The organism is Gilliamella sp. LMG 34359 (genome assembly GCF_984569085.1).
Map to the genome: position 1 here is coordinate 1,766,554 of NZ_OZ474906.1, position 13,833 is coordinate 1,780,386.

A 13,833-nucleotide genomic window follows, 5' to 3' on the forward strand; every position below is an offset into this window, starting at 1 on the left:
TAGCAAAGTAACAAAATCGTTGTAAGCAAAATGGGTGTCACAAAAAACGATGAAATAAAAAACATGAAAAAAAACAATCATGAAACCAATGACCAATAGGAAGATGTAAAAAAGTTAATTGAACTTAATTTTTAAGAGGAAGCAAGATTATGAAAGTAGCCGTTGTAGCTGATGATTTAACCGGTGCTAATGCCACATGTGCTTTATTAAGCAAGAAAGGGTTTAATGCAATAACTTGTTTAGAAAAATTAAATGAAGATCTTAGCAAATTTGATGTTATCTCGTTTGCCACAGATTCTCGATCAATACCTTATAAAGAGGCGTATTCACGGGTTGTCGATTGCATAAGCCAGTTTAGCAAATACCAGCCTTTAATTAGCAAACGTATAGACTCAACGTTGCGAGGTAATCTCGGTGCCGAGGTTGATGCAGTTATTGATAATGATCCTAATTTAATGGCGTTAGTTGTTCCCGTTTATCCATCAAGTGATCGCATCTGTGTAGGTGGTTCTTTGTTAGTTAATGGTGTGCCATTACAAAATACAGCAATGCGTAATGATCCTAAAAATCCGATGACTGAATCGTCCATTCTTGAATTGTTTCGTTGTCAATCTCGTTATCCTATTTCTCATATCGCACTCAAGGATGTTTTGGAGGGTAAGGATCGGATTGAACAGCGATTAAAACACATCTATCAACAAGGCGGACGAATTGTCATATTTGATGCGACAACCGATGCTGATATTAGCGTGATAGCCCAAGCTGCGAACAATGTTAATTTGCCAGTGTTTTGTGTTGATCCGGGACCATTCACTGCGCAATTTGCTGATCTGCGTTATTCATCAGAACGAAAGATGGCCAACAAAGTTTTTGTTGCAATAGGCAGTGTTTCGGATCTTACTCAAAGACAAATTAAAAAATTGAGATATGACCGAAAAGTTTGGTTAGAAACTGTATTAATAGATCAACTAATCGAGATTGCAACAGACACTAAAAAAGCGAAACCCATCGTCAACAAATTGCTAGAAAAAGTAGAACAATTTGATGTTATTGGTATTGATACCGTTGAAATGCCAGAACATGTTGGTGACTTAAGCAAATTAGCCGCTAACAATAATATGAGTATAAGTGAAATTAGTAATACCTTGAATCAAGCTATTGCCGAAATAACAGCTCAAGTCTTATTCCACCCTGAATCTATTATTAGAGGTATTTATACCAGTGGTGGGGATGTCACGGTAAATGTGGTTAATCGATTAGGAAGTAGTGGTTTTTTACTTAAAGATGAAGTCGAACCATTAACCGTTTATGGCCACCTAGTCGGCGGGAAATGTGATGGCTATTCGATTGTAACCAAAGGTGGCTTTGTCGGTAATGATAATACGTTAGTTCATTGTATCGACTATTTGAGTACCAAGATTTCATCACATGAAAGCTTGAAGCATTAATACTTTGTAACTAGTTCAACTTAGATAAAACAACCTAAGTTGAGAAAATTTTGAATAATTTTAAAGGAGTAATAAATGAAACGTCGTTGTTTAATCGGAGTTCCTATGGGCGATCCTGCTGGTATAGGCCCTGAAATTGTCGTGAAAAGTATAGCCGCACCAGAAACCTATGAATATGGATGTGTAGTGGTAACTGGCGATAAAAAGGTGTTAGCTGATGCGTGTAAGTTTGCAAAAGTAAACTTACAAATTAATGAAATTACCGATCTAACTCAAATACAAGATAAACCTAATGTATTGAATCTTATTCAGTGTGGTGAGTTAAATTATGATACCTTTAAAATTGGCCAGATTGAAGGTCAATGTGGTCAAGCGGCATTCCACTATATTAAAGTGATAACTGAGCTAGCTATGCAAAAAAAACTTGATGCCATTGCAACAACACCTATCAATAAAGAATCCCTTAAAGCTGGTAAGGTTAACTATATTGGTCATACCGAGATATTAGCAGATCTTACCGGTAGTCAAGACCCGCTCACTATGTTTCAAGTTCGAGATTTACGGGTATTTTTCTTAACTCGTCATTTAGCACTGGTCAAAGCCATTGCATCATTAACGCCAGAAAGAGTTTGTGATTACGCCATTCGTTGTAATGAAGCATTGATTAAATTGGGTATTAATAAACCGAAAATGACGGTTGCTGGTATCAATCCTCATTGTGGTGAACATGGTCTTTTTGGTCATGAAGACGATGATGTACTATTACCTGGTATTGAAATGGCTCAAAAACAAGGAATTGATATCAACGGTCCTAAACCTGCTGATAGTGTCTTCCATTTTGCGATGGGAGGAAGTTATGATGCCGTGTTATCGCCGTATCATGACCAAGGTCATATTGCAGCGAAAATGATTGATTTTCACCGTACTATTTCAATTACCAATGGCATGCCAATTCTGCGAACCTCAGTAGATCACGGTACAGCAAACGATATTGCCGGTAAGGGAATAGCAAATCCTGTAAGTTTGATTGAAGCAATTCGTTTAGCGGCGTTATACGCACCAAATTTCAAGCGTTAACAAGTCGTTATTCATTTTTATAATTATCTTTTTTTTCGTTAGTGCCAAATTCACTATCGAAGGAGGTATCCTTATGTCTAAAAAAGAAAATAAAAAATCACTTTATCCTTATGTTTTATTCAACGGTGTGATTTTAGTGGTTGTGGGATTGATTGTTTTTTATCTTGGCAGTCTACATAGCATAGAAAAAAGTAGCTGGCGAATGGTCGCCGGCTTACTTGTAGCAATTACCTTGTTACTCTTTATGATCTTAAAAACTCGAATTCAAGCATTTCCAGCGTTAATTATATCCGCTTTAATCACTGGTTCATTAGGCGGCATGCCCGGTGAATTCATGATCGCCACAATTAGTAAAGGTTTTGGTAATACACTGGGTAACATAGGGATCGTTATTGGCTTTGGCGTGATGATGGGGTCGGTTTTACAGCTCAGTGGAGCGGCACAAAAAATGGCTCAAGTCTTTATTAAATTACTGGGAAAAGGGAGGGAAGCCTTAGCGCTGGTCATCATCGGTTTATTAGTTAGCTTGGCGGTATTTTGTGACTCTGCATTTATAGTTTTATTACCGCTGGTTAAAGCTATATCCCGTAGTACTGGTAAATCAGTTGTCGGACTAGGATCGACATTAGCAATGGGGCTAGTGATTAGCCATAGTATGATTCCCCCAGCAGTTGGACCATTTGGTGTTGTATCGCAATTTGGTATTGGACTTGGTGAATATATGTTATGGGCAATGTTACTTGCTATTCCTATCACTTTTGCTGGTTTTATTTATACTCGCTATGTTGGGCGTAGTATTTATCAAATTCCAACAGAAGATGGTGAGAATTTTACCCGTGAACCTTTAACTGTGACTTCGAATAATATTGATGAAGATCAACACTTACCCAGTGCATTAGCATCATTTGCGCCGATCGTCACCCCGATCATACTGATATTGACTGCAACATTAGTTAATGAAATGAAATGGGATAATACCATTGCTATTATGTTAAAAACCATGGGGCATCCGATTGTTGCTGTTGGTATCGGATTATTAATTTCCATAATGGCATTAACCAATTCATTTCCTCGAAAAGAAGTTGTCCATCACATGGAAAACTCAATCCGATCTGCTGGTATCATATTGCTAGTTATTGGCGGTGGTGGCGCTTTAGGAATGGTGCTCCGTGACTCCGGAACCGGTCAAATTATTGCCGAATATATTGTTAAAATTGGTGTACCCGGTATTTTATTACCCTTAACTATCTCGACGTTGATTCGTTTAATCCAAGGTTCAGGTGTAGTTGCTATGATTACCGCAGCCAGTATTACTGCCCCAATGATTGGCACCTTAGGTGTAAATCCAATCATGGCAGGGTTAGGCTGCTCAATTGGTTCTTTTATGTTTTCTCACTTCAATGATGCTTATTTTTGGGTAGTTAATCGTTCATTAGGGGTAACGGAAGTTAAAGAACAAATTAAAGTTTGGAGTATTACTTCAACGGTATTATGGGCGGCAGGAACAGTGTCATTATTAATTGTTAATGCAATTTTCTTCTAATATTTCTTCTAATATTAAATAGGGATAGTGTTTAGCAATATACTATCCCTAATCTCTCCCTAATCTCTACTATCAATTTGCATTTGATAATTTAGCCGTGACCAAAATATATCTTGCTAGGTTAATGTAGGGTTCGGTTTGACAATACTGTTTTTCGATTGCTAATAACTCGGCGAAATGTGTTTCTGCTTTTGACTTATTGGTTAAATAGTCGTGAAAAACCCGAATCCCAGTTTTATTGATGATCTCAAAATTTTGTTGGTTTAACCATTGATACACGTGATTTGGATCGCGGGGATAATCAGGCGATAAGGTTTTCTTTTTGCGTTTGGCCAGTCCCGATTGAGTGTAACCAAAATTGCCTAATGTGACGGTTTTGAATAATAGCCCGTGGTAGTTATAAAACATTAAAGATAAATAGCCATCTTGTTTAAGATGTTTTTTTAAAGATTGAATTATTTGGATTGGCTCAGCTACCCATTCTAAAACGGCATGACAGATCACAATATCATATTGCGTTTTAATAAATTGTTCGAGATCTTGAATAGGGCAGTGAATAAAATTTAACTGTAGATTTTCTTGTTCAGCTTGCTTTTTTGCTAATTCCAGCATTTGTTCGGAAATATCACAAACAGTAATCTCATGCCCTAATTTTGCTAGTCGACAAGCAATCTGACCTTGTCCACCGCCTGCATCTAAAATCGTTAATGGTTTATCCGCTCGACAGTTAGCTAAGATGTTTTCTAGCTCTTGCCAAACGATAGCTTCGCGAATCTTGCCTTTGTTTGTGCCATAAATATTTTTAGCAAATTTATGGCTGATATCATCAAAATTACGATCGGTTTTAGTCATAATGATTACTGATTATTTAATTTAGTTACTTCCAAATTAATTTGCGCAATTTTTTCTGACATTTGTTGATAGCACTGTTCCATTAAAGTTCTTGCATCTTCTTTGCTTAAATCTTTGGTCTCAATCGGTGGTAGCATCTCGACAATCATATGACCATTATTAAGTCGATTTAACTTGATATTATTCGTATCTGATACACAGATAGGCACAATAGGTACCCCCGCGGCAATAGCGGCCTTAAATGCCCCGGTTTTAAATGGCAATAAGCCTCGACCACGACTACGAGTACCTTCCGGAAACATCCAAATTGATATGCCACGTTTTTTTATCTCTTTAACGACGAAATTAATCGTATCTCGGGCTTTTGATTTATTGTTACGATCAATTAAAATATTGCCGGTAAGGTAATAAAGTTGTCCAAAGAAAGGGATCAGTGCCAGACTTTTTTTGCCGACAGTGACGGTTTTCGGTTGTACAATATCGGCAGCCACAACCATATCATAATTATTTTGGTGATTGGCGATAAATACACAGCTACCTAACTTTTCAATTCCAGGATATTTACGAGTATCAACCTTTACCCCTAATAATGGTTTAAAGAAAAAACTAAAAAGATGGGCAAATCTAGCCACATTTTTTGGATTGCGAGGATTGAATAAGCAAAATATAACCCCTAGCACACAAGTTATAATGCCAATAAACAACACAAAGATTAAACGAAAAAGAAAAACCATAATTTACCTCACAAGTTAACTTGGCGTATTATATACGTAATCTATATGAATATACAGTTTGTTAAATATCGCGTTAAAGGATGTTTATGCACGAATCAACTATCATTTGGGATGACGATCAAATCCCAATTTCTCGCTTTTTTAATGATGTTTATTTTAATACCAATGGTGCAATAGATGAAACTCGTTATGTTTTTATCGAAGGAAATCGTTTATTTGCGCGTTTTTTACAACATCAACAGGAGAGTTTTACTATAGGAGAAACCGGTTTTGGTTCCGGGTTAAGTTTTTTAATTGCTTGGCAGACCTTCAAACAATTTAGGCAGCAAAATCCCAATAGTGTGCTCAAACGATTAAATTTTTTTAGTGTCGAACGATACCCCTTATCAGAACTAGAAATGATAAAAATTCATAACAAGGTGATCAGCAGTCATGATTCTTTAAGTTCTCTCGCGCCAAAATTACGCGATTATTTACAAGGATCAGCTAATGAGACTTTAGATGATATTAATCTAGTTATTTGCTTTGACGATATCACTCATTTTCCTGATTTTTTACAACGACAAAATAGTTTAATTGATGTTTGGTTTTTTGACGGTTTTTCACCAGCAAAAAATCCAGATATGTGGTCAGCATCCCTATTTAAACAGTGCTATAACTTAACCAATAAAGATGGAACTTTTGCCACGTTTACCGCGGCAGGTTTTGTTCGCCGTAATTTAATTAGTGCGGGTTTTAAGGTGGAAAAGCGTAAAGGGTTTGGGATCAAGCGAGAGATGCTCATAGGCAGTAAATCTTAATTTAGTCCGCCAATTTTGGCGAACTAAATTGAAGAGCAAAATTAGTTGAACTCAAATTGATAAATAAAATCTAATGTTTGGGCTAAGCCGGAAGCGGCTTCCACATAGAAATTGGGTAATAATCTATATCGCAAGGTAAAAGTTGCTAATGAGTCGAAAATGCCGACCCCATATTTTAATTGTAAATGAGGTAAGATATAACCGCTCACGACTACTTTTGAATTATTGCCGGCACCTTGGGTATCTAACGTAAGGTTTTTGACGCCAAAAGCATTACCGATATCTCCAATGTATTTCCCGGTTTTTGCTGTTCCGACACCGACTAAAAAGGCGGTCATCATATCATTATCACTCTGATCAGAATTATCCAACCCTTGTCCACGGATCAAATAAGAGAGTGCTTCTTGCTGTGACATGGCTGGATCAGAGAAAATTTCAATTTTAGGATCTTGTGTTGATCCTTTGACGCGAATGCCGGCGGTAATATTATTATTATCCATTGAATCAGGATTTCTTATTGCTTCTATATCTAAGATGGCTTGGTCAGTCGGCCCAGAAAAAGTGACTACACCTTTTTTAATGACTAAGTCCTGGCCATAGGCATGGAACCGACCGTTCGGAATTAGAACTTCACCATGTAAATCTAAACCTTTATTGGTTTGGGTGGCGATTAATTTCCCTTTTAATGACGCGGTTAAACCAAACGCATCAACGGTAACCTTATCGCCAATATTGATCTCAATATGGCTATTAATTTTCATACCAAATTTTTGTGGTTGAATTTGTTTAAAGTTCTTATCCAACATTACTTCATCAGACGACACGTCCACACTTGAAGCCGGCAGTGAATCCACAGTAATTTTTCCTTTTGGAATCGATACCTTACCTAGTAGTGTTAATTCATCTTGGGTTGCTTCAATCTTAATATCAGGAATAACTGACATGCTAATCATAGGCGGGACAGTAACTTCCATCGCTGCTCCATTTACATAGATATTAGCTTGCCATTTTTCAAAGTTATTCCAACTCGCTTGGCCATTAATATTGATATTTCCTGATTTAGTCGCTAATACGCCTTTTAAGGTTGATGATTTACCATTAAATTTAATATCGACCATAGCAGATTTAATATCAATTGGCAGTTGATAAGTTTTGATATCACTATGCCTTAAATTAATACCGCCATTTAAGATCGGATCCATTAATGAACCCGAAAAATTGACATTGCCATTAATGGCGCCCTTGGCATATTCATCTTTACTGAGTAATGGATTAACAATGGCTAATGCTAAGTTATCAATGTTTAATTGACCGCTTAACACTTTGGTCGCGGTTGGATCTTTAACTAATAAATTACCAGTTATTTTCCCTAACTTATTTAAACTAAAATGCCAATCTAATTTAGCTTGTTGCTCATTAAATTCTGCATTGATATTAAACAAATTAAAAGGAATTGGTAAAGCTTGATTGGTGATCATCTGTTTAACAAAAACTTTATTGCTGGTTATATTAGCTTTAATGTTAGGAATTTTGCTGCCGTCATTAAATTTAATATCAGCTTTGCCATTGATAAAACCATCAATTTTAGTTTCACCATCATTGGGAATCGGTAGCTTAGCTAGGTCAATATCTTTTAAACTAATTGAAGTCTCGTTATTTGGCGCAACAGCAAATGTTTTATCTAAACAGATGCTTGAATTATTACTACGCCAACAATGGGCACCAATAGTTGGTATCTGATTAACGATATTATAAGTGAGACTTATCGGTTTTGCTAACTGCCAATGGCTAGCATCACCAAGCGTTAATAAGGCATGTGGTATACTTACTGTCCATTTAGTATGTTGTTTATCAAGTTCTCCGCTTAACGAGGTTGATATGGAAACCGGGCTACCATTAAAATTGACGGCTAAAGTGTGGTGCGCTTCATTACCAGAAAGTTCGATATTGGCGTTTTTAACACTTTGAGTTGCAATATCAATATTTTGAGCAACTAACTTTAATTGACCACTGAGTTGATTGCTGTATTGAACTTTAGCCGAAAAGTTAGCCTTGGCTACGGTAATATCTTCATAACTTAAACCATTAATATTTAAATTAGTATCAATCACCGGTGCAGCACTATTGCCAGTCATTTTTATATTACCGACGACAACACCATTAAGGTTATCAAGCAATAATGATAGCGCGCTCAAATTTAGTTGGGCATTTAAATTGCCTTTATCGCTAGAACCATTGATATTAATTTGATTTTTACCCCAAACCATTGCCAGGTTATTGGCTGATAGTTTATGGTTAGAATCGACAAATAGGTTGCCATTTGCTGAAAAGCTTGCCTGCTTAATATTGCCGTTTAATTGCATGTCAGGAATATTCAATTGCCATGCTTCACCATCGATTGACCCAGTGGTTTTTAATTGCCCGGTTAAACGGATAGGATAGCTAGGTAATTCTTTGGTGAGATCAACATTATTGAGTTTAACACTGGTATTCCATTTGAGTGCCTTTTGCCAATCTAACTGGCCAGAAATATTAATATCACCTTGAGGGAATTTGATATTAGCATACTCAAAAGATGCAGATTGATTAGTTCCATTGCCAACCATATCCAGACTGGTCTCTGGCAAATCTTTACCTTTAATAGTCCCTTTGGCTAACATATTGTATTTTTCAACATTGCCATCTAAAGTGAAATCAAAATTGTCTAATTGATATTGTGGTTTTCCTTCAATTGGCCATTGAATATGTTTTCCATCCACTTTTGCCATCAATGGTAGATATTTTTCAATAAAATTAATTTGCCCTTCAACCGTAATCTGATTTAATCCGCTAACATTGGTATAAGTGAATAATTGGCCTAATAATTTTCCCGAAAATTGTCCGTTAAGATGATTATTGTCGTTATCCGCTTTGATTAAGGCAAAAATAGGCCAATCATCTCCTAAAGTAATCTGTCCAGATACAGAAGCGTGGGCATTGCCATATGGCGTTATGGCATCAGTTTCGACTCGTTTTACAGTAATATAATTATTAATCATATTCGTTTTAATATTAACTCGATTAAAACGATAATCTTGGCCACCAATATGCAATAGCCAATTGTTGCCGGTCAAACTGCTAACATCAATATCTAATGGAATATTCACCTGTGGAAGTGATTTAATTAAGGGTTGATTAAATAATTGGTTAATCTTTTGATTTACCGGTAGGTCATCATCAGAAGTATTAGGTTTATTGGTATTGGCATCAGTATCGGCAAAGATTGCTTGTAGATCCATGGCAACTGCAGGGTAGACATAAATCTTTTCATTTACCCAACTGGCTTTTCCGCTAAAATCAGACATAGCAAACTGCATATCATTCACTTTTACTGTGACATTAGTAATATGGGTTTGCTGAAGGTCGATCGGCAGAGGGGTCTTAATCGTAGTTCGTTGTTCTGAAATCGGTTCATCAGGTGAAGGTTGAAGTTGATCGGTATTAACAACCACGCTCACGCCATCGGCGTCAAATTTATCAACACAAATTTTGGTTTGGATCAAACATGAACCAGCCAATTCCAATTTAGCATCTTTTACTTGTAGGTTGACACCGGGTAATTCAAGCGAAAGTCCTGTAACGTGTAGGTTATGAAAGGTACCGGTTACTTGTTCTATTTTTAATTCCGGTAAAAACTTATTAAGAACATACGTTGTTAGCTTGACACCTAAACTGGTGTAGATCATTAAAATAATAAAAGTGATAACCAAAACAAAAATAGATAACACAGCAATGCTACGTTTTTTCCATTTTCGTATTCGCTTAATTTTTTTAGCTTTTTTTACATTATTTGGATTTTTTGCCATATTATAATTCGCTTCCCAAACCAATATATAGATGTATAGAGCCTTTATCTTTTCGGTCAAGAGGTGTTGCTAGATCGAATTTAATTGGACCAACAGGTGAAGCCCAACGAATACCTAAACCGGTACCCGTATAAAATTTAGTCTTATCGACTTTATCTATCGCTTCACCGGTATCAATAAATGCTGCTCCCCACCAAGAACCGGTGACATTATATTGATATTCAGCCGAACCAGTTATCAGCTTTGAAGCCCCTTTTAATTTGCCTTTTTTATCTTTTGGCGATATTGATTGGTAGCTATATCCTCGAATACTGCGATCACCACCAGCAAAAAATCTAAAAGAGGGCGGAACCCGTTCAAAATTACTTGCTTGAATAATGCCGAAAGTACCGCGAGCTATAAAACGATGTGAATGGCTAATTGAACGAATCCAAGTTTGTTGAGTTTGAAAACGCACTAAATTAATATCTGATCCTAAAGCACGAGCCGCCCCTTCAACCGAATAACGTTGAGAATCACCCCACATAGGTAATAAGTTACCGTCATTACGTATACGGGTGATACTAAGTGAAGGATAATATAAGAAAGTTTTGAAACTGTCGTCACCTTGCGTAAAGTCATCGCGTAATACATTAAAACCTAGCGCGGTTTGCCAACCGTCAAAGTTATCCCAATTACGAAGTACACCTAAAGTATAGGACCGTGAATCAGTATCGTTGTTATCAATTTTTTTATAACCGCTTTGGATGGTGTAATACTGTTCAATAGGGGCTTTTTTTAATGGTATTTTATAACTCATGGTAATAATTTGTTCCGGCGATGAGAGAGAAAGGCTACTTTGAAAACTCTGACCGCGACTATTAATCCAAGGTTTGCTCCAGCCAATTTTACCATGCACCCCATTATCGGTAGAAAACCCCAAACCTAAGTCCATTGCATTTTTTTTGCGAGGGGTGGTCACCACTTCGATTGGTAATGCTTTGTCTTCGGTAAGATGAGGAAAGTCTGGGGTAACCACAACGGAATTAAACCAGTTAGTTGAGCTCAGGCGACGATTTAACAGTGATAAATCATCAGCCGAATATTCATCTCCTTCTTTAAACGGTACAATATTTTGCAGATAATCCTTACGGATTTTTACATTTGGAAATTTAACTATACTAAATTTATAACGCTTGCCGGTATTGAAGTCTATATTCCAAAAGGCTTGATGCACAAATTGCGCAACGGCTAATTGATGTACTGGCATATCAGCATCAAAATATCCTTTTTTTAGTGATATATTTTCTAAGTCCTTTTTAAAGTTCTCATAAATGCCATGATTTAAAATATCGCCAATTTTAGGTAACTGTGTGGTTAGCAATTCTTGAAAATCTTTATCTTCTTTACCTTCGCCATTGAGATTAATATTTAATTCTTTAATTCTAATGGGTTCACCAGGTAACACGGTCACCACTAACACTTTTGGATCTGTTTCATCATATTCAAAAGTAGGGGAATAATAGCCTAACGCACGAAGTGCTTTTCCGGTTTCACTTTCAAAATAGCGTTTGAAATTTGGCGTAGTATTAACCTTATCAGGGGTAATCAAAGAAAGACGAGCGTCAACATTTTCAGCAAGTTTGCCTGACAATCCTTTAATGGATAACTTCATTTCGGCATAAGTTGATGCCGTCGTTACCATTAGAAGTAAGCATAATGAACGCGAAAATCGTGACACATATACCTCGATAATTTTTTAGAAATTGTTATGGGAGCGATTATAGGTTTGTTATTGTTTGTCAATCTAACATATCTGCTCTTTTACCGTCTATGATACGATCTGTAAAATAACGTTAATTCTCATCGAATATTATTTTCGAGGAGGATACTTTTCGATCCATTGTTTTAGATTTTCTAGTATCGCTATAAAGTTAGATTCAGCTAACTGAAAAACGATTGTTCCATCATTGTGTAATTCATAGGGATCATCAAAACAAAAATCCGGTTTAAGTTCACAACTAAGTTTAATAGAGATTGTGACTTTTTGGTTTTTGCTAGCAATGAAAGCAAGTGAAAAGCAAGGTTCAGTAAACCATAACTCAGCACGACTAGGTAATCGACTTTTCGATAGATCATCAAACCAATTATACAGAGTGTGTAAATCAGCGATCTCTAAAGCCGGATCGGTTTTTTCAAACCGATTATTATTTTGTTGTACGATAACTTTTAGTAAACACCAATTATCTTTACTATCAGGGAACTGATAACCGACGATAGCAAATTGAAAATTTATTGTATTGGTAATATCTGTTAACTCGATCATTTATTCGTCCTTACTTGCCATATGTTTTAAATTTTTTCAATGAAGCTTTAATTAAGATTCAAGTAATGTTACATGACCAATATAAGGTAAGTGACGATAGTGCTGCGCATAGTCAATACCATAGCCCACCACAAACTCATCAGGAATTGAAAATCCAATATATTTTACCGGTACAGCTACTTCACGACGCGATGGCTTATCTAATAAGGTACAAATTTCAATACTACGTGGATGACGCAGTTTTAATATCGCCATCACTTTACTTAGTGTATTGCCGGTATCAATAATATCTTCGACAATTAATACATCTTTATCCCGGATATCTTCATCTAAATCTTTTAATATTTTGACATCTCGATTGCTTACCACTGCATTGCCATAACTTGATGCTGTCATAAAATCGACTTCGTGACCGACGGTAATAGAACGGCTTAGATCCGCCATAAAGATGAAAGAACCTCTTAACAAACCAACTAATATAAGTTCATTTTGACTATTTGCATAATCTTGACTAATTTGTTGACCTAATGCCTTAATTCGGGTTTGGATCTCCTCCGCCGATATCATAGTTTCTAATGTGTGCTTTTTCATTAATAATGCTCAATGTACTTTTTAAAAAACAAAGTGAGATTTTAGCAATTTTCATAATTAAAAAAAATAACTAAACTAAAACTTTATCAAATAATTAAGAAATGATTTAAAGAATTTGTGCTTAAATATGAAATTAATCTTCAATAGCGTTAAGGATTGATTGTTTATGCTGTTTTTTTTGCTGCCGACGCTTTTGAAAAAAATTGCTCAACATTGAACTACACTCATCAGACAAAATACCGCCGGTGATTTGCGCAAAATGGTTAATCCCTGTTCTGGACAGAATATCAATATAGGAACCTGCGGCACCAGTTTTATAATCACTGGCACCATAGACAACACGCTGGATACGACTATGAATGATCGCCCCAGCACACATAATACAAGGTTCTAGGGTAACATATAAAGTTGTATTTACTAATCGGTAGTTGCGTATACATTGGCCGGCTTGTTCGATAGCCATAATTTCCGCATGAGCTGTTGGGTTATGTTGCATAATTGATTGATTATAACCTTCACCAATGATTTGGTTATTTGCATCAACAATCACTGCACCTACTGGGATCTCACCTAGTGACTCCGCGTGTTTGGCCAACTTTAATGCATGACGCATCCAAACTTCATCTGACATGCTTTAA

The 13,833-nt window shown here is 36.3% G+C and carries 11 protein-coding genes; 4 read left to right on the plus strand and 7 right to left on the minus strand.

Annotation, left to right across the window (positions count from 1 at the left end; translation table 11 throughout):
* Positions 1-149: 149 nt before the first annotated feature.
* From AC5LXV_RS08215 to AC5LXV_RS08225, 3 genes are all read left to right on the plus strand, one after another.
* Positions 150-1,448 carry a four-carbon acid sugar kinase family protein gene (locus AC5LXV_RS08215; protein ID WP_493467936.1) on the plus strand — a complete coding sequence of 433 codons (1,299 nt, stop codon included), beginning with the start codon at positions 150-152 and terminating at the stop codon, positions 1,446-1,448.
* Positions 1,449-1,523: 75 nt separating this feature from the next.
* Complete coding sequence (pdxA, locus tag AC5LXV_RS08220) at positions 1,524-2,525, plus strand: 4-hydroxythreonine-4-phosphate dehydrogenase PdxA (protein WP_493467937.1); 1,002 nt, start codon at positions 1,524-1,526, stop codon at positions 2,523-2,525.
* A gap of 202 nt (positions 2,526-2,727) precedes the next feature.
* Complete coding sequence (locus AC5LXV_RS08225; RefSeq protein WP_375334985.1) at positions 2,728-4,068, plus strand: GntP family permease; 1,341 nt, start codon at positions 2,728-2,730, stop codon at positions 4,066-4,068.
* A gap of 72 nt (positions 4,069-4,140) precedes the next feature.
* Here the strand turns inward: AC5LXV_RS08225 and cmoM are convergent, their stop codons facing one another.
* Complete coding sequence (gene cmoM, locus AC5LXV_RS08230) at positions 4,141-4,920, minus strand: tRNA uridine 5-oxyacetic acid(34) methyltransferase CmoM (protein ID WP_493467938.1); 780 nt, start codon at positions 4,918-4,920, stop codon at positions 4,141-4,143.
* Positions 4,921-4,925: 5 nt separating this feature from the next.
* Entirely contained in the window at positions 4,926-5,654 is a 729-nt protein-coding gene (locus AC5LXV_RS08235; protein ID WP_493467939.1) for a 1-acylglycerol-3-phosphate O-acyltransferase, read from the minus strand.
* An 86-nt stretch (positions 5,655-5,740) separates the two neighbouring features.
* On the opposite strand from AC5LXV_RS08235, the gene mnmC2 reads away from it, so the two are divergent.
* Entirely contained in the window at positions 5,741-6,454 is a 714-nt protein-coding gene (gene mnmC2 / locus AC5LXV_RS08240; RefSeq protein WP_493467940.1) for a tRNA (5-methylaminomethyl-2-thiouridine)(34)-methyltransferase MnmC2, read from the plus strand.
* Positions 6,455-6,495: 41 nt separating this feature from the next.
* Here mnmC2 and tamB read toward each other — a convergent pair whose 3' ends face one another.
* The 5 genes from tamB to tadA form a co-directional block, all read right to left on the minus strand.
* Positions 6,496-10,299, minus strand: coding sequence for an autotransporter assembly complex protein TamB (gene tamB, locus AC5LXV_RS08245; RefSeq protein WP_493467941.1), 3,804 nt, complete (start codon positions 10,297-10,299; stop codon positions 6,496-6,498).
* A 1-nt stretch (position 10,300) separates the two neighbouring features.
* The gene (gene tamA, locus AC5LXV_RS08250; RefSeq protein WP_493467942.1) at positions 10,301-12,019 is read right to left on the minus strand and encodes an autotransporter assembly complex protein TamA; all 1,719 of its coding nucleotides are present in this window, start codon (positions 12,017-12,019) and stop codon (positions 10,301-10,303) included.
* Between the two features lie 132 nt (positions 12,020-12,151).
* Positions 12,152-12,604, minus strand: a complete 453-nt coding sequence (locus AC5LXV_RS08255) for a WapI family immunity protein (protein ID WP_493467943.1) — start codon at positions 12,602-12,604, stop codon at positions 12,152-12,154.
* Between the two features lie 51 nt (positions 12,605-12,655).
* Positions 12,656-13,195: a hypoxanthine phosphoribosyltransferase gene (gene hpt, locus AC5LXV_RS08260; protein ID WP_110433909.1), complete on the minus strand. Its 540-nt coding sequence runs from the start codon at positions 13,193-13,195 to the stop codon at positions 12,656-12,658.
* A 133-nt stretch (positions 13,196-13,328) separates the two neighbouring features.
* Positions 13,329-13,826, minus strand: a complete 498-nt coding sequence (gene tadA, locus AC5LXV_RS08265; protein ID WP_493467944.1) for a tRNA adenosine(34) deaminase TadA — start codon at positions 13,824-13,826, stop codon at positions 13,329-13,331.
* Positions 13,827-13,833 lie beyond the last annotated feature (7 nt).

Bases quoted from the DNA above. Each gene is read 5' to 3' on its own strand.
- mnmC2 (WP_493467940.1), top strand. From the start codon at position 5,741: ATGCACGAATCAACTATCATTTGGGATGACGATCAAATCCCAATTTCT.
- hpt (WP_110433909.1), bottom strand. From the start codon at position 13,195: ATGAAAAAGCACACATTAGAAACTATGATATCGGCGGAGGAGATCCAA.
- AC5LXV_RS08215 (WP_493467936.1), top strand. From the start codon at position 150: ATGAAAGTAGCCGTTGTAGCTGATGATTTAACCGGTGCTAATGCCACA.
- pdxA (WP_493467937.1), top strand. From the start codon at position 1,524: ATGAAACGTCGTTGTTTAATCGGAGTTCCTATGGGCGATCCTGCTGGT.
- AC5LXV_RS08255 (WP_493467943.1), bottom strand. From the start codon at position 12,604: ATGATCGAGTTAACAGATATTACCAATACAATAAATTTTCAATTTGCT.
- tadA (WP_493467944.1), bottom strand. From the start codon at position 13,826: ATGTCAGATGAAGTTTGGATGCGTCATGCATTAAAGTTGGCCAAACAC.
- cmoM (WP_493467938.1), bottom strand. From the start codon at position 4,920: ATGACTAAAACCGATCGTAATTTTGATGATATCAGCCATAAATTTGCT.
- tamB (WP_493467941.1), bottom strand. From the start codon at position 10,299: ATGGCAAAAAATCCAAATAATGTAAAAAAAGCTAAAAAAATTAAGCGA.
- AC5LXV_RS08235 (WP_493467939.1), bottom strand. From the start codon at position 5,654: ATGGTTTTTCTTTTTCGTTTAATCTTTGTGTTGTTTATTGGCATTATA.
- AC5LXV_RS08225 (WP_375334985.1), top strand. From the start codon at position 2,728: ATGGTCGCCGGCTTACTTGTAGCAATTACCTTGTTACTCTTTATGATC.